This window comes from Nitrincola salilacus, assembly GCF_046271865.1.
Taxonomy (GTDB): Bacteria; Pseudomonadota; Gammaproteobacteria; order Pseudomonadales; family Balneatricaceae; genus Nitrincola; species Nitrincola salilacus.
Genome location: NZ_CP176580.1, coordinates 4,326,296 through 4,350,314 on the forward strand (window position 1 = coordinate 4,326,296; position 24,019 = coordinate 4,350,314).

The following is a 24,019-nucleotide window of genomic DNA, read 5'->3' on the forward strand; positions in this document are numbered from 1 at the left end:
TCTCACCCCTTCACTATGATGTTGCTGGCGGCCAGTTCGGCGCGGAAATCCTTCAGCAGACCCAGCACCGGATTTGGCGCCGCCTGCCCCAGACCACAGATCGAGGCATCCTGCATCACCTGCGACAACCGCGTGAGCTGAGCGGCATCCCACTCATCATCCTCAATCAGCGCCAGCATCTTCTCGGTACCGACACGACAGGGGGTACACTGACCACAGGATTCATCGGCAAAGAAGGCCATCAGATTAGACGCTACCCGACGCAGATCATCCTGGTCCGATACCACCATGACGGCAGCCGAACCGATAAAGCAGCCGTGCGGTTGCAGGGTATCGAAATCGAGCGGGATATCCGCCTTGCTAGCGGGCAAAATGCCGCCGGATGCACCACCCGGCAGATAGGCCAGCAGTCGATGGCCATCCAGCATGCCACCACAATACTCATCCACCAGCTCTTGCAATGTGATACCGGCAGGCGCCAGATGCACGCCCGGGTTTTTCACCCGCCCGGACACGGAGAAACTGCGCAACCCTTTGCGACCATGCCGCCCCTGACTGGCAAACCATTGCGCGCCTTTTTCCCACAGCAGCGGAATCCAGTAGACGGTTTCAACGTTATTCACCAAGGTAGGACGATCAAACAGGCCCTTTTGGGCAACGAACGGAGGACGATGGCGCGGTTTACCCGGTTTGCCTTCCAATGACTCGATCAGCGCCGACTCTTCACCACAGATATAAGCCCCGGCCCCACGGCGCAGTACAATATAGCCCTGTTCCACGATACCGGCCTGTTCCAGCTCGGCAATCGCGGCTGACAGTAGCTCACGCACGGCGGGATACTCATCGCGCAGATAGATGTACAGCGCCGCTGCCTCGACCGCCCAGGAGCTGATCAGCGCCCCTTCCAGAAAGCGATGCGGTTCACGCTCAAGGTAGTAGCGATCCTTGAAGGTGCCGGGCTCGCCCTCGTCGGCATTGATCACGCAATAACGCGGGCCGGGCTCGGCACGCACGAAGCCCCATTTGCGAAAGGTCGGGAAGCCCGCACCACCCAAACCACGCAGGCCTGAGGTCTCAAGCATTTCAACCAGCGTTTCCAGTGTTACATCACCGCGGCGACACTGACTCAGCAGTTCATATCCACCTGCCTGCTGATAGGCATCAAGCGCCTGCCAGGCTACCGCCTGGGGATGGAAATCCTGACCCTTGAGCACGGCATCAATGTTTTCCGGGGTCGCATGATCCACATGACGATGCCCGATCTCGACCACAGGTGCCGTGTCGCAACGGCCCATGCAGGGCGCATTGATAACACGCACCTCACTCGCATCAGTCCCGCGTTCCAGCGCTGCTTTCAACGCCTCAGCGCCCGCCAGTTGGCAGGATAGCGAATCACAGACACGGATCGTGACCGCCGGTGGCGCTGGCTGATCATCATGGACAATATCAAAGTGGGCATAAAAGGTGGCTGTTTCATAAACAGTGGCCATCGGCAGGTTCATCCAGGCAGACAGCGCGCGCAGATGAGGCAACGACAGGTAGCCGAAGCGATCCTGAATGACATGCAGATGCTCAATCAGCAGGTCACGACGACGCGGTGCATCACCCAGCAACTCGCTGACTTCGGCCATGGCAACCGAATCCAGCGAACGGCCACGCAGCTTGTTGCGGGTCTTGCGCTGAGTGCTGTTCTGGTTGGGTGTAATGCTGGTAACGCTCATTGTCAGACGCTCATTGTTATAGTTATCCTGAATCATCGCACTCCCCTTCGTCAGGGGCAATGCCACCCGGCTCTGCATATTAGATTGCGCCGAAACACGATACGTGGATGTCGTAATCAGCTAATTCTGTATGTCGCATGTCGTATTTTAGACATTAATACTGAAACCGACAGCTTCTCACCCTTCGCCGTCAACGGACACGATCACGTCGCCGCAGAGACAATTACCGATCACCATTCCCCGAACAATGGCGCACTGTCTGCCTGGCATCTTGCCAGCTAGCCGGATAACAACAAAAACAACAATGCCCGAACTCAATCAATGAGGACATTTATGGCCCGACACGATGATCAACCTGCTCTTGAGATAGGGCAGGATAATGCTCAGGTTATGGGGCTGGATTTCCACAATCCGGTCTTTCCGCTTTCTGCTCTCGGTATTATTGCCTTTATCATCTACGCTCTGGTCTTCCCGGATGCTGCCAGCAGCTCTCTGGTCGCTGCGCGTGGCTGGTCGATCAACCACTTCGACTGGTTGTTCATGATCGCCGGCAACCTGTTCGTCATCTTCTGTCTGGCGCTGATTTTCCTGCCGGTCGGCAAGATTCGCCTGGGCGGAAAAAACGCCAAAGCTGAATATTCACGCAGCTCCTGGTTTGCAATGCTGTTCGCTGCCGGCATGGGGATCGGCCTGATGTTCTGGAGTGTGGCCGAACCGGTCGCCTATCTGACTGACTGGTATGGCACACCTCTGAACGCAGCAGCCAATACACCCGAAGGCGCCAGTGCTGCCATGGGCGCAACCATGTTCCACTGGGGCCTGCACCCCTGGGCTATCTATGGTGTTGTAGGACTGTCAATTGCCTTCTTCACCTATAATCGCGGCCTGCCGATGACACTGCGCTCTGCGTTCTACCCGATTCTGGGTCGTCACACCCGTGGCTGGATCGGCCATATCATCGATATCGTCGCCGTACTGGCAACCATCTTCGGCCTGGCAACATCGCTTGGCTTCGGTGCTTCCCAGGCCGCAGGTGGTCTGTCCTATCTGTTCGACATCCCGAATACCATCGGTACGCAGATTGCGATCATCATTGTAGTCACACTGGTCGCACTCTTCTCCGTCTGGCGTGGCATTGATGGCGGCGTAAAGCTGTTCAGCAACATCAACATGGTGCTGGCAATCATTCTGCTGCTGTTTGTGGTCCTGACAGGCTCCACACTGATGTTCGTAAACGGTCTGCTGACCACCACCACAGACTATCTGATGCACATTCTGCCACTGTCTAACTGGGTTGGTCGTGAAGATCAGACCTGGTATCACGGCTGGACCGTGTTCTACTGGGCCTGGTGGATCTCCTGGTCACCTTTTGTCGGCATCTTCATTGCGCGCGTATCACGTGGTCGCACTGTGCGTGAATTCCTGACTGCCGTACTGGTCGTACCAACACTGGTCACCATTGTCTGGATGACAGCATTTGGTGGCAATGCTCTGCACCAGGCATCCAACAGTATTGGGGAGTTGTCGCATGGCATCAGTGATGTCTCACTGGCGATGTTCCATATGCTGGAGAACCTGCCACTGACTGGCGTCACCTCCACACTGGCTATCGTGCTGGTGCTGGTGTTCTTCATCACCTCGTCTGACTCCGGCTCGCTGGTGATCGACAAGATCACAGCCGGTGGCAAGACCGATGCTCCGAAACAGCAACGCGTCTTCTGGGCGGCACTGGTCGGGATCATCGCTGGCATTCTGCTCGCTGGCGGCGGCAACACCGCGCTGACGGCATTGCAGGCAGGCGCTGTGACAACCGGCTTGCCCTTTACCGTGATTCTGCTGGTGATGTGTTTCAGCCTTTACAAAGGACTATTGGATGAGCACCGCGCGTTGAAACCTTCCAGCGGAAAGGTTGCGAAACCCGCGTAATGGAAAACAGGCCCAGGGAGGGGCCTCTGACACAATCGCTTGCGACCTCAGCAAGCCCGTATCCGACCGAGGACGCTTTTCGTGTCCTCATCATCCAGAATTATTGTTAGGCTTGAACAGCGGGCTAGCATCAATAATTGATCGAGCCCGGCTGAAAACAAATATAAGAAACGCCCTTGAGAGTATATGCGCAGTTCTGTAGGGTACGCCCTGCATGGCAGTACGGCTGTGCTACGACTGGGTTAACACTGAAAGTCCAGCTTTTTTATCGGACCACATCAGGGAGAACAGACGTAGATGAGCGATCCAAAAAACCTCATGAAACCAGATGGCGACGTTACGCCGATCGATACGGACTACCAGATCGGTCAGGACAATATCGCACTCAAGATCGGCCCTTTCGGGCTTGATATCCACAACCGGGTATTTCTGATATCCGGCCTTTCCATTGTCGCATTCGTTGTGCTGACAATGGCTTTCCAGAGCCAGGTGGAACCCATGTTCGGCTCGCTTCGCGGCTGGCTGACCTCCAATCTGGACTGGTTCTTTATCTCAGCAGGTAATATCTTTGTTCTGGTATGTCTGTTTCTGATCGTATCCCCCATGGGCAAGGTCCGGCTCGGCGGCACTGAGGCGAAACCGGATTTCAGTTATCTGGGCTGGTTTTCGATGCTGTTTGCGGCGGGTATGGGTATAGGACTGATGTTCTATGGCGTCTCTGAACCTCTGTCGCACTTTAACAGCTCCATGGGCGGGATTGCCGGTGAAGCGGGTGCACGGACTGACTGGGCTCCATTGGGCGCCGCTGCAGGTGATCCGGCAGCGGCCGAGCGTCTTGCGATGGCCGCTACCATCTACCACTGGGCACTGCACCCCTGGGCGATCTACGCCGTACTGGCGCTCGGGCTGGCCCTTTTCTCCTTCAACAAGGGTTTGCCACTGACTGTTCGTTCCGTGTTCTACCCATTGCTCGGTGAGCGGGTCTGGGGCTGGCCGGGGCATATCATCGATATCCTCGCCGTGTTTGCCACACTCTTTGGTCTGGCGACTTCGCTGGGGCTGGGTGCATCACAGGCCAGTGCTGGTCTCAACTACCTTTTCGGTGTGCCGACCGGAACCACCACAGAGGTAATACTGGTCATCGGTATCACCGCAATTGCACTGATATCTGTACTGGCCGGACTGGAGGCGGGTGTTAAGCGTCTATCCGAGATCAATATGACACTGGCAGCCATTCTGCTGCTGTTCGTGATCATCGTGGGTCCTACACTGGCCATTCTGACCGGTTTTGCCGCCAATCTGGCAGCCTACTTCCAGTATCTGCCGGCACTGGCCAACCCGATAGGACGTGAAGACGCCAACTTTGCTCAGGGCTGGACTGCCTTCTACTGGGCCTGGTGGATCTCCTGGTCACCATTTGTCGGCATGTTCATCGCACGTGTTTCGCGTGGCCGTACTGTTCGTGAGTTCATGATCTCGGTCCTGCTGATTCCATCAGCCGCCTGTGTACTGTGGATGACCGCCTTCGGTGGTACAGCGATCAGTCAGGTCGTGAATGATGGCTATGAAGCGGTTGTCGGTGCAGCACTGCCCCTGCAGCTGTTCACCATGCTGGATGTGATGCCGCTGGCACAGATCACCTCGTTCCTGGCGATCGTGTTGGTAGTGATCTTCTTTGTCACCTCCTCAGACTCCGGCTCACTGGTAATCGACACCATCGCTGCCGGTGGCAAGGTGGATGCACCAACGCCTCAGCGTGTGTTCTGGGTAACCTTCGAAGGGTTGGTCGCGATTGCACTGATCCTCGGCGGCGGCCTGGTGGCACTGCAAGCGATGGCAGTCTCGACCGGCTTCCCCTTCACTATTGTGTTGTTGGTGGCTTGCGTCTCTGTGCTGAAAGGTTTGGCAACAGAACCACGCAAATAGGCTAGTCTGTAAACAGGTGCCGGATAGCTCGACTAGCTAGTTCGGATAAATAGTTCGGCTATTCGGCACCTGTATCTATATAGATGCAAACAATCGGCAATGAGGCCACCATGAGTGTTGAGCATCAGGAAATCGGCGAACATCTGCGCCGCTACCCCCCTTTCAACGCCCTGCCTGATGATGCACTGGAGCATATAGGAAAGCAGGTCGAGGTCAGCTATTTCAAAGCTGGCACCCAAATCCTCTCCTTCGGTGACGAGGTGAACGATCTCCACTTCATCCGCAGCGGAGCGGTCGAAATCTATCGTCGCAATGGTGATCTGTACAACCGTCTCAGCGAAGGAGATATCTTCGGCCAACTTGGTCTGTTGATGGGCAAACGTGTCCGCTTCCCTGCAAAAGCACTGGAAGACACACTGATCTACTTCATTCCAGAACCGGTTTTCACCGAACTGTTTGAGCAATATGAAGCGTTCGCCGATTTTGTCGAGGTAGCAGATAAAAACCGTCTGCGACAGGCAGTATCGCGGCGCCGTGACGCCAACGAGCTGATGACCTCTCCTGTCAGCAAAATGATCTCGCGTGAGCCCGTGGTTCTGCCCAACACCGCGAACGTTTGGGATGCTGCCAAAATCATGACCGAGGAGTCCGTCTCGTCACTGGTGATCATAGGGCAGGATGGCCGCCACCCCGATCATCACCACTTGTCGGATGCCGGAGTGGTGGATCAGCAACATATGGTCGGCATCATCACCGATAGAGATCTTCGTACTCGCGTCATGGCACCTGGACTGCCACTGAACACGCCTGTCGCCGATATCATGTCGACCGATCTGATCACTGTGAACGATACGGACTATGTATTTGAAGCGATGCTGGCGATGCTGCGACATAATGTGCACCACCTGCCGGTGCTGCGCAAAAGGCGCCCTGTCGGCGTGATCGCGCTGTCGGATATTATCCGCTATGAATCCCAGAACAGCCTGTTTGTGGTCGGTAATATCTTTCGCAAACACAGTGTGGAAGAGCTGCAATCTCTGTCAGGTGAAGTCCGCGCCAGCTTTGTACGTATGGTGAATGAAGATGCCAACTCACGCATGATCGGCAGCGCCATGGCGGTGATCGGACGCAGCTACAAGCAACGCCTGCTTGAACTGGCAGAAGAGAAGCTCGGACCATCACCCATCCCCTACTGCTTTCTGGCATTGGGATCGATGGCTCGCGATGAGCAACTGATCGTGACCGATCAGGATAATGCGCTGATACTGGATGATCGCTACGACCCAGCCCTGCATAGTGCTTACTTCAAACAACTGGCTACTTTTGTCAGTGATGGGCTGGCAGCTTGCGGCTTCACTTACTGCACCGGCGGCATCATGGCTACCAATACGCAATGGCGACAACCACTGGCCGTGTGGAAAAAGTACTTCACCGAGTGGATCGATAAACCAACACCCGAAACCCTGCTGCACAGCTCCATCTTTTTTGATCTGGATGGCGTGTGGGGAAAAACCGAATGGGTAGAGGAACTGCGTAATTTGATTGCCGCCCGCGCCGTTGTCAGCAAACGTTTTCTGGCCAGCATGGCAATCAATGCCCTGAACCGAACACCTCCGCTGGGGTTTTTCAAAGATTTTGTCGTGGAGCATGACGGCAAACATAATGAATGGATCAACCTGAAACGGCGCGGCACTGCACCGCTCACCGACCTGATCCGGGTACATGCTCTGGCTGTCGGCTCCACCTCACAGAACTCCTTCGATCGACTCAATGATGTGATCGAAGCGGAAATTCTGCCCCTTGGCAGAGGACCCGATCTGCGCGATGCACTGGAGTTCATCTCGATGGTGCGGATCCGACATCAGGCACTGAGTATCGAAGAAGGGAAAGAGCCCGACAACAATATCGAACCGGATAAACTTTCGCACTTCGAAAGGCGCAATCTCAAGGATGCATTTCAGGTGCTGAGCAACGCGCAGAAATATCTCAAGTTCAAATACACTCGAGCCGGATAAGTAAGACGATGCTTTATCTGGGACCGGACAGAAAATCCCCTCAGGCGGTCAGCACTCCTGATTGGCCCAGCCACCTTGCAGATCTCGCAACCCGGGCGAAAGACCCGCGCCTGCAGCGTTTTTATCAGGCAGGGGCCATCTCAGCCGACACCCCACTTGCCGAGGTGCCTTTTGTCGCATTGGATTTTGAAACCACCGGCCTGGACTCTGCCAAGCACGGTATTATCAGTATCGGACTGGTCCCCTTCAGCCTGCAACGTATCCGCTGCTCCGAAGCGCAACACTGGCTGATCAATCCGCGCAAGCATCTGGAGGAGGAGTCGATCATCGTCCACGGCATCACCCACTCCGACATCAGCAATGCGCCCGATCTGGACAGCATCCTTGCCGATTTGCTGGATGCGCTGGCAGGCCGTATCGTTGTGGTGCACTACCGCCAGATCGAACGCCCCTTTCTGGATACCGCGCTAAAGGCGCGTCTGGGTGAGGGGATCGAGTTCCCCGTAGTTGACACCCTGGAGTTGGAGGCGCGACTGCACCGTAACCGACAGGCGATCTTCATCGACAAACTGCTGCGTCGCCCCCACACCTCTATCCGCCTGGCCGACAGCCGCACCCGCTACCATCTCCCCTACTATCAGCAACACCACGCCCTGACCGATGCCCTGGCCACTGCAGAACTATTGCAGGCACAGGTGGCACACAGGTTTTCACCGGATACGCCAATCGGGGAGTTGTGGGTTTAGACCGCAGGGCACCGGATTACGTTAAGCATAAATTTTTCTGATGAAAGTCATCAATCTTACCTACTTGGGCGCTGGGCCTCTCAGGCGTATGATGAGGAAAGTCCATCAACCTGAGCATCAGGAGAACCCCATGAGCCTGTCACCCTTCCATCTCGCCATCCCCGTGTATGACCTGGCTGCAGCCCGCACCTTTTATCGAGAGGTGTTTGGCCTGGAGGAGGGGCGTTCCAGCGATCACTGGGTGGACTTCAACTTCTTTGGCCATCAGTTGGTGATACACGAACACCCCAAAACCACCTCACAGGAGCAGGCACATACCAATGCTGTGGATGGGCATGACGTACCTGTACCTCACTTCGGCGTTATCCTGGATTGGGATACCTGGGAAGCGCTGGCCGAGCGTCTGAGAGCCGCAGGTACGGCGTTCGTGATTGAGCCCTATATCCGATTCAAGGGCGAAGTGGGTGAGCAGGCCACCATGTTCCTGTTCGATCCCTGCGGCAATGCGCTGGAGTTCAAAGCCTTCAAGGATATGGGGCAACTCTTCGCAAAGTAAACTGAAAAAGTGAAAAAGGGTCAGGTACATTTAGAGAAAAGGGGCCTGGTACATTTATGAACTAAACTCCAGGACATACACTCTTTAAAAGTGGAATCAAGGAGCCAGTCATGAGCAACACACTGAGTCAGGCGGAACAGAGCTGCGAGGAGCAGACAGCTTCATGCAGCGCTATCGAACTGATCCTGACACCGCGGGAGACAGATCTCGGAGACTTCTCGGTACGCAGAACATTGCCTACTTCACGTCGCAAGATGGTTGGCCCCTGGATCTTCTTTGATCATATGGGGCCGGCTGATTTCCCCGCCGGCAGTGGTGTCAACGTGCGCCCTCATCCGCATATCGGTATTGCGACCGTGACTTACCTGTTTGAAGGTGAAATTCTGCACCGTGACTCGCTCGGTAGCCTACAGCCTATTCGACCGGGTGATCTGAATCTGATGGTTACCGGCAGTGGTATCGTACACTCCGAGCGCGAACACCCAGAGCTGACGGCTACCGATCATCTCCTGCACGGGTTGCAACTCTGGCTGGCACTGCCGGAGGCTGATGAAGAGACAGACCCTGCGTTCCACCATTACCCCGGTGCGGATATTCCCGCTGTCGTGATCGATGGCGTAGCTGTGCGTGTGATGATGGGCAACGCCTATGGCGTGACCTCCCCGGTCAAGTGCTTCTCCGAAACACTCTATGTGGAAGCCCACCTGAAACCCGGCGACAGACTCACCCTGCCGGATGCCGAGGAGCGCGCTCTGTATATCGCCAGCGGCAGCCTGCGTGCGCAGGAAACGGCACTGACTGAACACAGTATGACCATCTTTGCCAACCAACCGGATATCGAGATCGAAGCGGTCACAGAATCCCGGATCGCCCTGATCGGCGGTGCCCCGGTAGGCAAACGTTTCATCGACTGGAACTTCGTCTCCAGCCGCAAGGAACGAATTCAGCAGGCCAGAGATGACTGGCAGGCAGGACGCTTTCCGAAGGTGCCCGGTGACGAGGAGGAGTTCATCCCTCTCCCCGGCTGAGAAAAAGGAGAAAAAGGGGCCGAAAAAGGGGCCTGGTACATTTATGAGTTTATCCCCCTGCCGGAGTGAGCTAAATGGGTTCGCAATCGCATAACTCTTGTTCGCATCTGTGATAAACTAGGCCCCATTCTCGCAACCGGTGATCAGAGAGCGCAGCATCCGATGAGCAATGGTAAACCCCGCGTATCCAGTGGACAGAAATTTCGTACCGAGCAAGGCATTGCGGCCATCAAGGATGGCATCAAGCAGTCGCATAACGCCTCCTCCGAGATCTATACCCGCAAACCGGAATGGCTGCGTGCCAAGATGCCGGGCGGCGAGCGTTTCGAGGCAGTGCGTCGCAATGTCAAAGAGCACAAACTGAGTACGGTCTGTCAGGAGTCCCACTGCCCGAATATCGGTGAGTGCTGGAATGCCGGTACAGCGACCATCATGCTGATGGGAGCCGTCTGTACACGCGCCTGTCGTTTCTGCGCTGTGGATACCGGCAACCCCAAAGGCTGGCTGGACCATGATGAGCCGGAGAATACCGCCAAGTCAGTCGAGCTGATGGGCCTGCGCTATATCGTACTGACTTCTGTGGATCGTGATGATCTGCCCGATGGGGGCGCATCCCACTATGCGGCCTGCGTTTCTGCGATCAAGGCACGCACACCCGAAGTGGTCGTGGAAGCTCTGACACCTGATTTTGACGGTGTGCTGGAGAATATCGAAAAGGTTGTGGATTCCGGCCTGCAGGTATTTGCGCAGAATATCGAAACCGTACGCCGCCTGACCTATCCAGTGCGCGACAAGCGTGCTGGCTATGAGAAGACGCTACGTGTTCTGGCACATGCGAAAAAGTACCGTCCAGATATCATCACCAAGACCAGCATTATGGTGGGTCTGGGTGAGACGGATGAAGAGATCTTTGAGACCTTTGATGATCTGCGTGAGGCAGGTGTGGATATTGTCACACTGGGTCAGTACCTGAGGCCAACCAAGAATCATCTGCCGGTTGAGCGCTATGTCACGCCCGAGTTGTTCAACCACTATCGTGAAGTGGGGCTGTCGAAAGGCTTTATGGAGGTACCGTCTGGCCCGATGGTACGTTCCAGCTACCGTGCCGACCGGGTGTTCGAGAAGAACAATCTGGGCCTGGCCGCACCGGCTGAGGTACCTGGCAGTAGCAATGCCATCCAGATCCCGGTGAAGCAGGTCAACTGATCTATTATCAGCAAAGGCTCTTCACCAGAAATGATCTCACACCAGACAGTAGCCCTGTCTGGTGCTTCTAATCACACATCTAAACTCATATTATAAAATCGCATATAAAAAACAACCTTCTTATGACAGCTGTATGATCTCGCCCTGACGGTTAATAGCCAGAAACTGCGAAATCATCCCTGCCTGAATCTGCTCGGTCATCATTTTAAGAGGCTGAATCACTTCATCGGAGTTCAGGGCTAACCCTCCTCGACCACTCATCGCCGATACAAACGCGATATCCCAATCCATGCCGGTGTGTTCAGACTCCTCAACCAACTGAGCAAAGTCTGCAACATCATCAGGCACTTTATCCACACAGAGCACAGGCACCAGTACGCCACCTTCACCTTGTTCGAACTGTGCTTTCTGTTCAGCACTGTAACCCTCTGGCAACTCAGCCTTGGTCAGCACGAACAACAAGCGCTGTGGATCAGGCTGCAATTTCGCAGCATTGATAAGATCGGAATAGGTTTCAATGTTCATGCTGGCTCTCCAGAACTTTTCGGGTAATGGGTTTCGGGTAATGGGTCAGTGTAACAGCTGACATTTCCCGGCTGGCGAGGCAAAAGAGGCAGATTGCACACTCTTTAGAGGTAGTACCCGCCAGCTTGACAAGCATCTGTCTAAGAATACAAAACCTATAGATGATAGCGCGCCAGCTTCTTCAACAGTCCCTGGCGCGACAGTCCCAGCAATCTCGCCGCATGACTTTTATTGCCATCGCTCTTCGCCAGAGCCCGCTTGATCAAACCTATCTCCAGCGCCTGCACCTGAGGTTCCAGTTCAAACGAAGCACTCTGCAAAAGTGCAGAAGAGGTCTGCAATCTGTCTTGCTGCAACTCAGGATGCAGCAGACTGATATCCGCCATGCTGATCACGCCACCCCGGGCAACCGCTGCGACGCTTTCCAGCGTATTTTTCAGTTCACGGATATTACCCGGCCAGTCGCGCTGCAAAAACCACTGCATGGCTGAACTGTCCAGCCGCAATGTCTGGCCATTATTCTGAATCGGTTTCTGAGACTGCTTCTGAGTGAGCTGCTGCAAAAAATACTGCAGCAACAGAGGCACATCCTGCTTTCGTTCACTCAGCGCCGGGGTTTCCAGTGTGATGCCCTTGATACGGTAGTAGAGGTCTTCGCGGAACATCCCCTGTTGCACCAGCGTCGGCAGATTGGCATTAGTGGCAGAGATCAGGCGCACATCAATCTTCTGCTGCTCACGGCCACCAACCGGATAGAAGGTCCCCTCCTGCAACACCCGCAGCAATTTAACCTGCATCGGCAGCGGCATCTCCCCTATCTCGTCCAGAAACAATGTCCCTTTATCGGCCAGCTTCAGCATGCCGGGACGATCCTTGTCAGCGCCTGTAAAAGCCCCTTTCACATAGCCGAACAGCTCACTCTCCAACAGATCCGCCGGTATCGCACCACAGTGCACCGATACGAAGGGTTGATCGGCACGCAGGCTGAGTTCGTGCAGTGCGCGCGACACCACCTCCTTGCCTGTGCCGGAAGGACCTGTCACCAGAACCCGCACATCAGTAGGAGCAATACGCTGGACCAGCGATCGGATCGCCTCAATCGAGGGTGAAGCGCCAATCAGCCGCTGCAGCCCAGTGCCACCGAGCTGTTGCTGCTTGAGCTGCTTCAACTCCGTATCCAGTTGATGCTTATTCAGCGCGCGTTTGATCACCACTGCCAACAGTTCGGGATCGACCGGCTTGGCGATGAAATCCCAGGCGCCCTGACTGATCGCATCCAGCGCCAGTTGCCGCTCGGCATGGCCGGTCAGAATGATCACCGGACGATTGATAAAATCAGGTAAGGACGCCAGCGTGTGCTGTGGATCAAACTGTGGTGGCAGCGACAGATCCAGCAGGATCAGCTCGGCATCAAATCGGCTCAGCACTTCGCGCGCGCTGCTCAGATCAGCGGCGGTTTCGACCTGATAACCACCACCCTGCAGCCAGCTTTGTGCGAGCTGACGAAATGCCGGCTCATCGTCCACCAGCAGTATGCGGCCATTACTCATGAGCGGTATCCTGTGTCGTAATTATCGGTTCTTGAGGCTGCCTGAAATGCAGCACAAAGCTGACCGGCCAGCCGAGATCGTCGCGGTGCTCCACCTCACCACCATGCGCCTGCATGATTCGCCGGACGATCGCGAGCCCCAGCCCACTGCCTCCTGATCGTTTGCTGACAAAAGGCTGAAACAGTGCAGCCCTTTGCTCTGCGGGTATCGCGGGGCCATTGTTATGCACCTGAATCTCTATCATCTGATCCGTCGCACTGGCTGAAATCTGAATCATGGCTTCCGGCTGATTGCGACAGAAGGCCATCGCATTATCCACCAGATTAATCATCACCTGCTGCAGCCGATAGCTGTCGGCATAGAGCTGTAAGCTATCAGGCACCTGCAACTCTACCTGCACCCCTTGCCAGTCCTGCTGCGCCTTAAGACCCTCCAGCATAGGTCGCAGCGGCAGCCAACTGCATTGCAGCGACAACTGTCCGGAATAGCTGAGCAGATCTGCGATCAAACGGTCGGCTCTTTTCAGTTGCTGCTGAATATGAGATCGCGTTTCCATCGGCGTCGTGGCAGCTGCCATTGAGATGATATTCAGCGGATTACGTAGTTCATGGGCGATGGAGGCCGACAATGCACCCAGCTCCACCAGGTGCTCCTGATCCAGCCGCTTGCGCTCTGCATCGGCCAGTTTCAGTGACTGCTCCAGAATCCGGCAACTGCTGAGCAGCAGTGCGGCAAACACCTCACCCTGCAGACGATACCCTGGCGTGACATCTTCCCAGCCGGGCAGCTCGTAATACCAGTCCTGAAGACCTCGTTGGCAGCGGATCTTCAGTGCTGCGGTGGAAAGTGGCGTATCCGGAAGCTCAACCCCCACATTCATTCGGAGCTGCTGCGATAGTAACTGCTCACTCAGGCGCGCAAGCTCGGGCCAGCTTTCGCTTTTCTGCAACTGCAGGCGCCAACGCTCCAGCATCAGTTCGGTCAATTGCACGCCGGGATAAATCAGCCCACGCGCCAGTCGTGCGACAGGTTGATAACAGGCAGATGCCAACAGCAACAGTACAACGGAGTAAAGCCACAACTGCCAGGCCGGCACCTCGGCCAATGCACGCATGCCGAGCTGCCCCAATGATGCACTGACCAGCGCCATCAGCGCCATCACCAGCACCAGCATCACAAACCAGAGCAGGGCTTTGTTGGCAAAGGCATTGATACCCAGCAACTGATAGCGCACCACGCCATACACCAGCAGCACCAGATAGCTGGGCAGCAACAGCATCGGCCAGGGGTACCAATCCAGACCAAACGACAGAAACACAAAACTGGTTGCCAGCATCAGCCCCCAACCACCAGCCATGAACATCGCCTCAATCGATCTGCGCCGATTGCCACTGTGCACCCGCCAACCGTATGCCAGCACGCCATGAGCCGCTATACCCAGCAAAACGGTATACAGCAGATTGACCCAACCGATCCCCTGAAAGGCAAAAAAAGCCTCGAAGTGGCTGCTGTGAGTGATCCGGCCACCCTGAAACTGCCAGCTCAGCAGAATCAGCAAGACGGTTAAACCGTAAAGGAGCGGGATAGTGCGCTGGACCCGAGTCAGCAAGGCATCACTATAACCGGTGGCGACAAACCGCACGGCAAAGTGCAGAAAGAACATCGGCATCAATGGATTTGCCAGCACCAGTGCCATGCCGAGCGTCTGCCACCCTTGCATGATGGCAATATGCCCGGCACACCAGAGTGCCATCATCGCCGCAAAACCGGCCAGCGCCGGCATCGCCCGCTGACGCTGACCCTGCCACCAGAGCCAGCCTGCCAGCAGCACGGCACAGGCGCTGGTCAGCAGCATACTGATTTCGAACAGCAACACTGTGTTAACCGCTGAGTACACTGTAAACCTCGTTTACATATATGATTGATGAAAATCGTAAACCTGGTTTACATACTCATCAAGTCTTTTATCGAAAAATTGATATAAATCAATGAAAAATCTTTGCTACCGAAAAGTGGCCGATGTTTTGCATTAACAGTGACAACGACCTGTTGGATATGGAGCATAAAACATGAGCAGTCTGCTTTTTTCGGAAATTCTGGCACTGGGCCTGATGGTAGCCGTTGCCCTGGCCCCGACAATCTGGCGCCATCTGCAACAACGGGGTCGCTGAGATGGAGCTGGATTCCGCCCTGCTGTCGCGTTTACAGTTTGTCTTTACGGTAAGCTTTCATATTATCTTTCCGTCCATCACCATCGGGCTGGCAACACTGATCGCCATCTGGGAGGGTCTGTGGCTGAAAACCGGTAATCCGGTCTATCTGCAACTGGCCAAGTTCTGGATAAAACCCTTTGCGATCACTTTCGGCATGGGCGTGGTCTCGGGGATCGTACTCTCGTATGAGTTCGGCACCAACTTCTCTGAGTTCTCCCGCATCACCGGACCGGTACTCGGGCCGCTGATGGCCTATGAAGTGCTGACCGCCTTCTTTCTGGAAGCCGGTTTTCTGGGTGTAATGCTGTTCGGCTGGCAAAGGGTTGGCCCGAAACTGCACTTCTTCTCCTCTATTGTGGTCGCCATCGGCACTTGGATCTCCGCCTTCTGGATCATTGCCGCCAACTCATGGATGCACACACCCGCAGGATACGAAATCGTCGATGGCGTGTTTCATGTAGCCAGTTGGTGGGAGGTGATCTTCAACCCCTCCATGCCCTACCGCTTAACGCATATGCTGATGGCCGCGTTTATCACCGCCATATTTGTCGTACTGGCCACCAGTGCCTGGCAGCTCAAGCGTGAACCAGACAGCAAGATGGCGCGCAAGGGCCTGTCGATGACCCTCTGGTTTGCACTGATTCTGACACCTCTGCAAGCCTATATCGGCGACCTGCACGGTCTTAATGTGAAGGAGCACCAACCCATCAAACTGGCAGCAATGGAAGGGATCTGGCCGGCGCAGGAATCAGGCGCGCCGCTGCTACTGTTTGCAGTGCCCGATCAACAGGCCGAAGAGAACCATTTTGAGATCGCTATTCCAAAACTTGCCAGCCTGATCCTGACCCATGAACTGAATGGCGAATTAACGGGGCTGACTTCGGTGCCTGCTGATGAACGTCCGAATGTGGCGATCGTTTTCTATTCGTTCCGTGTCATGGTCGGTATCGGCGTGCTGATGATACTGGTGAGCCTGGCCGGACTGTATCTGCGCAGGAAAGGTACCCTCTTCCAGCATCGCGGCTTTCTGACCTTCTGCAGTTATCTGGCTCCAATCGGCATTATCGCAGTACTGGCTGGCTGGTATGTAGTCGAGGTGGGTCGTCAGCCCTGGCTGGTGCAGGGGCTGGTGCGCACCATTGATGTGGTATCCCCCCTGCCAGCTGAACGCGTGTTGTTCTCGCTGACGCTGTTTGTACTGACCTACAGTCTGCTGTTGGGAGTTTACCTCTACTTCATGCGCAAGTTGATTCTCAAGGGGCCACCACCGCTGGAAAAACTCTCGGAGCAACTGATCGGCGTTAAAGCCGCCGGTTATGCCGTTGCACTGGTCAAGCACCCTAAACCCGATCACCAGGAGGCGAACTGATGGAACTCTTCACTGAGCTGCAATGGGGCTTACCCCTGTTCTACTTTCTACTGCTCGGCTTTGCCATTCTGATGTATGTGCTGCTGGATGGGTTTGATCTGGGCATCGGCATTCTCTACCCCTGGTTCAATACAGACGCAGAGCATGATCATCTGATGCGCTCCATCTCGCATGTCTGGGATGGCAACGAGACCTGGCTCGTATTCGGAGGCGTCATCCTCTTTGCGGCCTTCCCTGCCGCCTATGCTGGGCTCTTATCAATTCTGTACCTACCGATCATGCTGATGCTGATCGGACTGATCTTCAGGGGAGTAGCCTTTGAATATCGCTTCAAGTCCGAGCGCTCTCGCCACTGGTGGAACCGTTCGTTTTCAATCGGATCGAGTCTCGCAGCCTTTTGTCAGGGGCTGATGCTGGGCGCCGTGGTGCAGGGCATTCCTCAGGATGCGATCAATCTGTCGAGCCTGCAGTGGTTGAACCCTTTCAGCCTGTTTACCGGCCTTGCCGTAATGGCCGGTTATGCCTTGCTCGGCTGCGCGTATCTGACCATGAAAAGCCGTGGCGCACTGCAGCAGAAAGCCGCCCGCTACGGCCAGCGACTGGTGATCTTCGTGATGCTGGCAATGCTGCTGGTCAGCCTGGGTACGCTGATGCTTCAGCCGGAGATCCGTAGCCGCTGGTTTGGCGGCTGGCACACCCTGGTACTGATGACCCTGCCACTGGCCGCGGCACTGGCGGCACGCCTGCTATTCATTGACCTGGGCCGAGTGCAGCAGCAATACAAAACAGGCCAGCAAGTGCAGGCAATACATGAGAGCCGCCCCTTCTGGCTCGCTGCCAGTCTGTTTCTGTTTGGTTTCTGCGGGTTGGTGGTGAGCATTTTTCCCTACCTGATACCACCCAAACTCACCTTTTATGATGCCGCCGCGCCAGATGGCAGCCTGCTGTTTCTGTTGCCGGGGGTACTGATTTTTGTGCCGCTGATTCTGACCTATACCTTCTGGGGATATCATATCTTCCGCGGCAAGATCGAAGACTACGAGGAGGGCTATTGATGCTGAAACTCAAACATCCCCTACCCCCTGCGCTCTGGTTTATCCTGCTGTATCTGCTGGGGTTCGGAGGGCTGACACTGATCGCACTGCTGCTGAAAACCATGATGAACGGATTGATGTAACTGCAAATGGCAGTGCTGATACAAGCGCCTGATGCAGACAATGCCATGAGGCTCCTTTAAACTGAGTCATCGTCCAAATGGGCAGATCGAATCAGCATATTGAGGATCTCATGAGCAGGATCGCAATCGTCACCGGTGGCAGCTCCGGTATCGGCCGGGCCATCGTCGAGCGCTTATCGAAGCAGGCCTATCGGGTGTTCAATCTGGATATACAGCCGTCGGATCTTGGCGAGTATATTGAGTGCGATGTCAGCCAGGTAGCTGATGTAACACGTGCCATCGCCGGGATACTGGATCAGACCCGGCAGTTGGATCTGCTGGTATCCAATGCCGGTCGCCACCTCAGCGCCACCATCGAAGAGACCGACGAAGCCACACTGGATGCACTCTTTGCACTGAACGTGAAAGGCGCCTATGCCGCCATCAAAGCGGTGCTGCCCCAGATGAAAACACAGAAGAACGGCTCCATTATCCTGATCGCATCTGATCAGTCATTGATCGGCAAGCGCCACTCCTTCGCCTACAACCTGACCAAGCATGCGTTGGCGTCGATGGCCAAAACCACAGCGCTTGATTATGCCGCAGACAATATCCGGGTGAATGCCGTATGCCCCGGCACGGTGGAAACGCCACTGTTCCATCAGGCGATTGACCGCTACTGCGCGAGCAGCGGAGCCGACAAGACGCAGGTGGTCGCGGAAGAAGCTGCACTCCAGCCGCTGAACCGATTGGGACAACCGGAAGAGGTTGCGGCGCTGGTCAGCTTTCTGGCCAGTGATGAGGCGAGCTTTATCACCGGTAGCCTGCAGGTGATTGATGGGGGGTATACGGCGCAGTAGATTGTTGATGGCATAAGCCAAAAGCTGCCATCTGGCGACTGCGCCTAAATACAATATGGGCTAAGCTCCATGAACAGTCTGGAACTACCGACTTGCAGTGATGGAGCATCGAACGTCGGACCAACAATTTTTTATTATCTGGCTATATTTTCAGGACCATTGAATGAGTACTCGTATCGAATTGACAATAAACCCCGAAGAAAGTGAGCGTTTGGCTATCCTCAAGCCCTTACAGGCTTATAATCTTGCTCAAGCGGGTGACCCTAAACCAGAATCAATCGCGCTGTCAGTCCGTGATGAGCGCACCGGCGAAATCATTGGAGGTCTTTATGGCCAGATATTTTATCGCTGGTTATTCATCGAGTTACTCGTTATACCTGAGCAAACGAGAGGACAAGGCACAGGCTCACGTCTGCTGAGTATGGCTGAAGACTTCGCGCGTGAAGAAGGCTGCGTAGGAATCTGGCTCGATACCTTTGGTTTCCAAGCACCAGAGTTCTACGAAAAAAATGGTTTTACCAAATTCGGCCAACTGGATAATTTCCCTCCTGAACATAAGCGTTTCTTCTTCCAGAAAACATTAACCTAGTACACTAGTTTGATCCCCCTCTTTTGATCGGACGCAGCAGTTGTCAACCTCGTTATGCTGCCAATGGCGTTGCTTTGAGGTCTTGCCGATGCCAGGGTTAAACTGGTTGGTTGGATCTAGGGTCTGATAGAAGTCACGCAACGCCGGTTTCGCGTGATAAAGATGACCAACATTGTGTTCAGCCGGGTATTCGGCGCCCCGTGCGTCCAGTAGTGCGCAGATCTTCTGCTCCAAAGCGTGACAATCAACCCCCTTCTTCACGAGGTATTCTTGGTGCAGAACATGGCAAAGGAAATGCCCGACGTAAATCTTACGTTCAATCTGCGCCTCGATCTCGGGTGGAAGCGTCTCAAACCAGTCGATCGCATCTCGCGGCAAAGCTACGTCCAGTGCGACGATATCCTCAATAGTACGGCGATGGACTGCTCGGTAGCGCACGACGGCGCCGCCTACAGCAAAGCGATTTAGAAAAGCAGCACGACCTTCGTCTTCTGTGCACTCCAAGTACTCGCCCTGATCCGAGGGAAAGTGCTCTGAGAGATAGTCGCGCATTTCAGTTATGCAGTCACCTCCTGTACGGAACATCAGATGATGAGTGTAGCGGTTGCGATAATCCACTAACCGTTTCGGCAGATGCTCGGGAAAAAATCGGGTGACCGCCTGGAGAAGATGGTCCGAAATATTGCGGCCCAGCCGCAGCAATTCGGTGATGCCATCGAACCAGCTTTTTGCAGCAAAAGCTCGGGGTACGTTGAGTGTTCCGAATCCGCGGATGAAGAGATAGAGGTCTTTGCCATAGACCTGCGCGGCGTGGAAGGCATCCTTGTGCATATATTCCCCAGCGATGGGCAGTGTCCGAAAGCGGCTCAGTAGATCCCGCCGGATCTGTTGCAGCACCGCTGGATCATTGACCCCTAAGTAGAACACCTGCTCTTTGGGCGCTGTTGGAAAAGTATCCATCCGTACCGCAAACACGGCGAGTTTTCCGGCTGAACCGGAGACTTCATAATGACGACGTGGATCAGCGTTGAAACGTGCTGGCGTTGGAGCCGAAATATCGCGCACATGATCCTGATATTCACGATCTGAAGCCCAGGCATTGTCTGCGACTTGAATGTCACTCTCAGAGTACTTGCCCGCATCCAGACGAGTCAGAATCTCTTGTGGCGATTCGCCCAGATCAACACCCAGATGGTTAACCAGTTCTAGCCGCTGCTCGGCAGTTACCCGCGCATAAAGAGCCAATTGCGTATAGGCCGGGCCGCGTTGAACCAGCGAACCACCTGAGTTGTTGCATACCCCACCGGTAACCGACGCACCGATGCAGCTTGATCCAATCACCGAATGAGGCTCGCGCCCGATAGGGCGCAGCTCGCGTTCCAGTCGGTCAAGTGTGGCCCCCGGCAGACAGATGACCTGGCGCCCCTCATCGATCAAGTCCACGCGACTGATACGCAAGGTATTGACGATGACGATGGGACGGTCATAGCCTGTACCAAAAGGGGTAGATCCTCCGGTAAGACCGGTATTGGCTGCCTGCATGATGATAACGACGTCGGCATCAACGCAGGCTTGCAATACTTGCCATTGTTCCCAGAGAGTGCCCGGTTCGACGGCGGCGGCCACCTCACCGTCACCATATCGGTATCCCTTTCGAAAACGTCGGGTAGTGCGGGAACTGACATGCACGTAGGGCTTGCCGACAATTTTCTTTAGTTGCGCGATGAGTGCTGTGGACATTCTATAAGTACCAATCGATATCTCGGGTAAACGGATCTCTCGCTCATGACAGGCGGCTTGGTCACTGCTCAGCGCGTCATCAAGCTGGGTAAGAACAGAGAGAGCTGTGGCACGAAGGTGATAACCATCAGGCAGACTACGATGACGCCAAGGAAAATCATCAGTGGCCTGAGCATATGTGTCACCGAACAGCCTGCGATCTGCGCCGCAGCGAACAAGTTAACACCCAAGGGAGGGGTAATCATCCCCAGTGCAAGGTTCACCACCATGACCGTGCCGAAATGCACCGGCTCAATGCCAACGCGCATGGCGGCGTCCTGAAGGATTGGAGCGAGCACGATGATGCTTGCACCCGTTTCGATAAACATACCGACAACGAAGAGCATGACATTGATCGCCATCATCAGCGCTATTGGCCCATCAAAGGTTGTCGTCAGCCACAGCGCAGCGGCATCGGGAACACCCTGACGATTTAATAGATAGCCCATTAAGCTGGCAGCGCCGATGATGAACATGATAACCGCCGAAGTGATCACCGATTTGCGCAGCACAAGATAGACGTCCTTCAGCGTCATTTCACGGTGGAGGAAAAGACCCACAACCAACGCATAGACGACGGCGATAACACTGGCCTCTGTGGGCGTCGTGACCCCTCCATAAATTCCGCCTAAAATCAGCAGCGGCATCAGCAGCGACCAGATCGCGCGTCGCATCGCTGTGAGCCGTGGCAGCCGCTCCTCGCCGTCGAGTGTGCCCCACCCCTTGATTCGGCACCAGATGAACACGGTTATCATCAGGCTACCGGCAATCAGGAAGCCAGGCAGAACACCGGCCAGAAACAGGGCCGGAATAGATGTCTGGGTCGCCACGCCATAGAGGATCATCGGAATTGAGGGTGGGAAAATCACACCCAGCTCGGCCGAAACGGCCATGAGGGCCGCAGCGAAGCCCACCGGATAGCCATAATTGCGCATCGCAGGAATAAGCACAGCCCCAACCGCGAAAGTGGTCGCTACACTTGAGCCCGAAATCGCCGAGAACAGCATGCAGGTCAACACACACGTGATGGCCAGCCCACCCTGAACTTGGCCAACGAAGGCGCGAGCGAACTCCACGAGGCGTCGCGACAGGCCGCCAACTTCCATCAAATTACCCGCAAGAATAAAGAATGGGATGGCTGCAAGCGGGAATTTATCCAAGGCGATAAAAATCTGTTGCGGTACAACGATCAGCGGCAGAGTGGTAAATCCCACCAGGCCGATGATCGAGGCAAGTCCCAAAGCGATGGCAATGGGAACCGCGATAGCAAATAAAATCAACATTGCAGTGATCAAGGCGCTGGTCATTGCTCAGCCTCCTTTCCAACATCAATGAAGTGAACAATGGACCCAAGAATTGCGAATGCGGCGCCAATAGGTAGTGCGGAATAACCCCAGCTCATTGAAATCTCGAGCCCAGCCATCTCCTGAAAACGTACCCGAACAGCCATGGACCAGCCATACCAAAACAGTGCGGTGAACATTGTAAGGCACGACAGCAGAGTGATCAGTTCAATCGTTCGTCGCACTCGACCCGAGGTCAAATCCTTAGACAAATCGATTGCTACAAATGCGCCACGCCGCAACGCCACTGAGCTGCCCAGTAGCACCATCCAGACCAGTGCCAGTCGGGTGAGCGCCTCTGACCAGACGGACGGTGCCTGAAAGACAAAGCGACCCAGTACCTGCCAGAAGCTCGACCCCACCGCCACGACGAGGGCGAAGGAGGCGGCTATCGCCACCCCTGTCGCGATCCAGCCATCAACGCGCTGGATCAACATCATGACCGATTTCATTCGGCACTCCAGTCGCGGATTTTCTGCAGAGTCTCGGCGCCGAACTGAGACTCAAACCCCGCATAGGCACTGGCCATTGCATCGCGATAGACTCTAGGATCATCAACTTCCAGCACCTCGATACCCCGTTCGCGAAGGGTCTCGATCCCGAGCCTATCATCCTGTTCCACGCGAGCGCGGTTCACTGCGGCAGCTGCGGCTCCGGCCTCCTGCAATGCCTCATTCTGACTAGCGTCGAGTCCTGCAACAAAATCAGGGTTGCACGCAAGAATCCCAGCGGAATAGACGTGACGCGTGAGATAGAGATACTTCTGCATCATATCGAGATTGTTTGCCAGGATCACCGGGATCGGGTTCTCCTGACCATCAACAGTACCCTGTTGTAGCGCCGACGGAAGTTCAGAAAACGCCATTGGGGTTGGCAGCACGCCTGCTGCCTTCCAGGCCTGCATATGGATGGCGTTCTCCATGGTGCGGATCTTCATGCCTTTGAGATCATCAGGTGATTCCACCCGTTTTGATCCAGTGGTGAGATTGCGGAAGCCATTCTCCATCCACGCCACACCTTCAAGCCCATATTGTGGAAACAAGCCAAGAAGATCTTGGCCGATTTCACTGTCCAGTGTGCCTCGCGCGTGAGCATAGCCGTCGAACAGGAATGGAACATCCAGGACACGCGTTTCGGGCACGAAATTACCAAGCGGCCCCGTCGAAATGATGGCGCACTCTTGAGATCCGAGCTGGACACTTTCCAGCGCCTCACGCTCATTGTCCAGACGCTGGATCACCACGTTGACAGAGCCATTCGTCAGCTCTTCGAGCGTACCCTTGAAGGCGATAGCCCCTTGGCCAAAATGACTGTCAGCGGGTGAGGAGTGAGTGACAGTCAGAACTGTCTGGGCTGCTGCGGTAGATAATCCACAGATCATCGCCAAAGTTACAAGCCCCGATAGAGCACCCATTTTGCGGAATTGGTTGTTAGACATAAAGTCTTCTCCGTACTTATAGTTATTGTTGGTTGTTGTTGGTTATTGTTAAATGTTGTGGGTAACCGGTTAA

Annotated in this window: 20 protein-coding genes; 12 read left to right on the top strand and 8 right to left on the bottom strand. The window is 55.1% G+C overall.

The features are described from left to right. Window positions 1–2 precede the first annotated feature (2 nt). Window positions 3–1,757, bottom strand: coding sequence for an NAD(P)H-dependent oxidoreductase subunit E (locus ACK3CJ_RS19945; protein ID WP_409523945.1), 1,755 nt, complete (start codon window positions 1,755–1,757; stop codon window positions 3–5). 297 nt (window positions 1,758–2,054) lie between these two features. On the opposite strand from ACK3CJ_RS19945, the gene ACK3CJ_RS19950 reads away from it, so the two are divergent. The 7 genes from ACK3CJ_RS19950 (at window position 2,055) to lipA (ending at window position 11,124) form a co-directional block, all read left to right on the top strand. Beyond that, a complete protein-coding gene (locus tag ACK3CJ_RS19950; RefSeq protein ID WP_409523946.1) occupies window positions 2,055–3,647 on the top strand; it encodes a BCCT family transporter in 1,593 nt (530 codons plus the stop codon). A 297-nt stretch (window positions 3,648–3,944) separates the two neighbouring features. Beyond that, on the top strand, window positions 3,945–5,573 hold the full coding sequence (locus ACK3CJ_RS19955; RefSeq protein ID WP_409523947.1) for a BCCT family transporter: 1,629 nt from the start codon (window positions 3,945–3,947) through the stop codon (window positions 5,571–5,573). A 110-nt stretch (window positions 5,574–5,683) separates the two neighbouring features. Further along, the gene (locus ACK3CJ_RS19960) at window positions 5,684–7,588 is read left to right on the top strand and encodes a DUF294 nucleotidyltransferase-like domain-containing protein (RefSeq protein ID WP_409523948.1); all 1,905 of its coding nucleotides are present in this window, start codon (window positions 5,684–5,686) and stop codon (window positions 7,586–7,588) included. An 8-nt stretch (window positions 7,589–7,596) separates the two neighbouring features. Continuing rightward, on the top strand, window positions 7,597–8,334 hold the full coding sequence (locus ACK3CJ_RS19965; RefSeq protein WP_409523949.1) for a 3'-5' exonuclease: 738 nt from the start codon (window positions 7,597–7,599) through the stop codon (window positions 8,332–8,334). 130 nt (window positions 8,335–8,464) lie between these two features. Further along, window positions 8,465–8,890, top strand: coding sequence for a VOC family protein (locus ACK3CJ_RS19970; RefSeq protein WP_409523950.1), 426 nt, complete (start codon window positions 8,465–8,467; stop codon window positions 8,888–8,890). 110 nt (window positions 8,891–9,000) lie between these two features. Beyond that, entirely contained in the window at window positions 9,001–9,918 is a 918-nt protein-coding gene (locus ACK3CJ_RS19975) for a pirin family protein (RefSeq protein ID WP_409523951.1), read from the top strand. Between the two features lie 162 nt (window positions 9,919–10,080). Next, window positions 10,081–11,124: a lipoyl synthase gene (lipA, locus tag ACK3CJ_RS19980; RefSeq protein ID WP_409523952.1), complete on the top strand. Its 1,044-nt coding sequence runs from the start codon at window positions 10,081–10,083 to the stop codon at window positions 11,122–11,124. 120 nt (window positions 11,125–11,244) lie between these two features. Here the strand turns inward: lipA and ACK3CJ_RS19985 are convergent, their stop codons facing one another. The 3 genes from ACK3CJ_RS19985 to ACK3CJ_RS19995 form a co-directional block, all read right to left on the bottom strand. Next, entirely contained in the window at window positions 11,245–11,649 is a 405-nt protein-coding gene (locus ACK3CJ_RS19985) for a ribonucleotide reductase subunit alpha (RefSeq protein WP_409523953.1), read from the bottom strand. Between the two features lie 155 nt (window positions 11,650–11,804). Further along, complete coding sequence (locus tag ACK3CJ_RS19990) at window positions 11,805–13,199, bottom strand: sigma-54-dependent transcriptional regulator (protein ID WP_409523954.1); 1,395 nt, start codon at window positions 13,197–13,199, stop codon at window positions 11,805–11,807. After that, window positions 13,192–15,075, bottom strand: a complete 1,884-nt coding sequence (locus tag ACK3CJ_RS19995) for an ATP-binding protein (RefSeq protein WP_409523955.1) — start codon at window positions 15,073–15,075, stop codon at window positions 13,192–13,194. Before ACK3CJ_RS19995 ends, ACK3CJ_RS19990 begins: the two co-directional genes overlap by 8 nt. 296 nt (window positions 15,076–15,371) lie before the next feature. On the opposite strand from ACK3CJ_RS19995, the gene ACK3CJ_RS20000 reads away from it, so the two are divergent. The 5 genes from ACK3CJ_RS20000 to ACK3CJ_RS20020 all read left to right on the top strand — a co-directional run bounded on the left by ACK3CJ_RS20000 (window position 15,372) and on the right by ACK3CJ_RS20020 (window position 19,386). Continuing rightward, the gene (locus ACK3CJ_RS20000; protein WP_409523956.1) at window positions 15,372–16,781 is read left to right on the top strand and encodes a cytochrome ubiquinol oxidase subunit I; all 1,410 of its coding nucleotides are present in this window, start codon (window positions 15,372–15,374) and stop codon (window positions 16,779–16,781) included. Then, window positions 16,781–17,836 (top strand): cytochrome d ubiquinol oxidase subunit II, encoded by a 1,056-nt coding sequence (gene cydB, locus ACK3CJ_RS20005; RefSeq protein ID WP_409523957.1) that lies wholly within the window; start codon window positions 16,781–16,783, stop codon window positions 17,834–17,836. The genes ACK3CJ_RS20000 and cydB overlap by 1 nt, the downstream gene beginning before the upstream one ends. Then, window positions 17,836–17,958, top strand: coding sequence for a hypothetical protein (locus ACK3CJ_RS20010; RefSeq protein WP_409523958.1), 123 nt, complete (start codon window positions 17,836–17,838; stop codon window positions 17,956–17,958). Before cydB ends, ACK3CJ_RS20010 begins: the two co-directional genes overlap by 1 nt. Window positions 17,959–18,068: 110 nt before the next feature. Next, window positions 18,069–18,797 carry an SDR family NAD(P)-dependent oxidoreductase gene (locus ACK3CJ_RS20015; protein ID WP_409523959.1) on the top strand — a complete coding sequence of 243 codons (729 nt, stop codon included), beginning with the start codon at window positions 18,069–18,071 and terminating at the stop codon, window positions 18,795–18,797. Between the two features lie 163 nt (window positions 18,798–18,960). Beyond that, the gene (locus tag ACK3CJ_RS20020) at window positions 18,961–19,386 is read left to right on the top strand and encodes a GNAT family N-acetyltransferase (RefSeq protein WP_409523960.1); all 426 of its coding nucleotides are present in this window, start codon (window positions 18,961–18,963) and stop codon (window positions 19,384–19,386) included. Here the strand turns inward: ACK3CJ_RS20020 and dld are convergent. From dld to dctP, 4 genes are all read right to left on the bottom strand, one after another. Then, the gene (gene dld, locus ACK3CJ_RS20025) at window positions 19,378–21,075 is read right to left on the bottom strand and encodes a D-lactate dehydrogenase (protein ID WP_409523961.1); all 1,698 of its coding nucleotides are present in this window, start codon (window positions 21,073–21,075) and stop codon (window positions 19,378–19,380) included. The two genes, ACK3CJ_RS20020 and dld, sit on opposite strands and share 9 nt — an antisense overlap. A 119-nt stretch (window positions 21,076–21,194) precedes the next feature. Continuing rightward, entirely contained in the window at window positions 21,195–22,472 is a 1,278-nt protein-coding gene (locus ACK3CJ_RS20030) for a TRAP transporter large permease (RefSeq protein WP_409523962.1), read from the bottom strand. Next, window positions 22,469–22,960, bottom strand: coding sequence for a TRAP transporter small permease (locus ACK3CJ_RS20035; protein WP_409523963.1), 492 nt, complete (start codon window positions 22,958–22,960; stop codon window positions 22,469–22,471). The genes ACK3CJ_RS20030 and ACK3CJ_RS20035 overlap by 4 nt, the downstream gene beginning before the upstream one ends. Beyond that, window positions 22,957–23,946 (bottom strand): TRAP transporter substrate-binding protein DctP, encoded by a 990-nt coding sequence (gene dctP / locus ACK3CJ_RS20040; RefSeq protein WP_409523964.1) that lies wholly within the window; start codon window positions 23,944–23,946, stop codon window positions 22,957–22,959. Before dctP ends, ACK3CJ_RS20035 begins: the two co-directional genes overlap by 4 nt. Between the last annotated feature and the right edge of the window lie 73 nt (window positions 23,947–24,019).

Coding starts and splice junctions, on each gene's coding strand:
- ACK3CJ_RS19945 (WP_409523945.1), bottom strand. CDS start 1,757: ATGATTCAGGATAACTATAACAATGAGCGTCTGACAATGAGCGTTACC.
- ACK3CJ_RS19950 (WP_409523946.1), top strand. CDS start 2,055: ATGGCCCGACACGATGATCAACCTGCTCTTGAGATAGGGCAGGATAAT.
- ACK3CJ_RS19955 (WP_409523947.1), top strand. CDS start 3,945: ATGAGCGATCCAAAAAACCTCATGAAACCAGATGGCGACGTTACGCCG.
- ACK3CJ_RS19960 (WP_409523948.1), top strand. CDS start 5,684: ATGAGTGTTGAGCATCAGGAAATCGGCGAACATCTGCGCCGCTACCCC.
- ACK3CJ_RS19965 (WP_409523949.1), top strand. CDS start 7,597: ATGCTTTATCTGGGACCGGACAGAAAATCCCCTCAGGCGGTCAGCACT.
- ACK3CJ_RS19970 (WP_409523950.1), top strand. CDS start 8,465: ATGAGCCTGTCACCCTTCCATCTCGCCATCCCCGTGTATGACCTGGCT.
- ACK3CJ_RS19975 (WP_409523951.1), top strand. CDS start 9,001: ATGAGCAACACACTGAGTCAGGCGGAACAGAGCTGCGAGGAGCAGACA.
- lipA (WP_409523952.1), top strand. CDS start 10,081: ATGAGCAATGGTAAACCCCGCGTATCCAGTGGACAGAAATTTCGTACC.
- ACK3CJ_RS19985 (WP_409523953.1), bottom strand. CDS start 11,649: ATGAACATTGAAACCTATTCCGATCTTATCAATGCTGCGAAATTGCAG.
- ACK3CJ_RS19990 (WP_409523954.1), bottom strand. CDS start 13,199: ATGAGTAATGGCCGCATACTGCTGGTGGACGATGAGCCGGCATTTCGT.
- ACK3CJ_RS20000 (WP_409523956.1), top strand. CDS start 15,372: ATGGAGCTGGATTCCGCCCTGCTGTCGCGTTTACAGTTTGTCTTTACG.
- cydB (WP_409523957.1), top strand. CDS start 16,781: ATGGAACTCTTCACTGAGCTGCAATGGGGCTTACCCCTGTTCTACTTT.
- ACK3CJ_RS20010 (WP_409523958.1), top strand. CDS start 17,836: ATGCTGAAACTCAAACATCCCCTACCCCCTGCGCTCTGGTTTATCCTG.
- ACK3CJ_RS20015 (WP_409523959.1), top strand. CDS start 18,069: ATGAGCAGGATCGCAATCGTCACCGGTGGCAGCTCCGGTATCGGCCGG.
- ACK3CJ_RS20020 (WP_409523960.1), top strand. CDS start 18,961: ATGAGTACTCGTATCGAATTGACAATAAACCCCGAAGAAAGTGAGCGT.
- ACK3CJ_RS20030 (WP_409523962.1), bottom strand. CDS start 22,472: ATGACCAGCGCCTTGATCACTGCAATGTTGATTTTATTTGCTATCGCG.
- ACK3CJ_RS20035 (WP_409523963.1), bottom strand. CDS start 22,960: ATGAAATCGGTCATGATGTTGATCCAGCGCGTTGATGGCTGGATCGCG.
- dctP (WP_409523964.1), bottom strand. CDS start 23,946: ATGTCTAACAACCAATTCCGCAAAATGGGTGCTCTATCGGGGCTTGTA.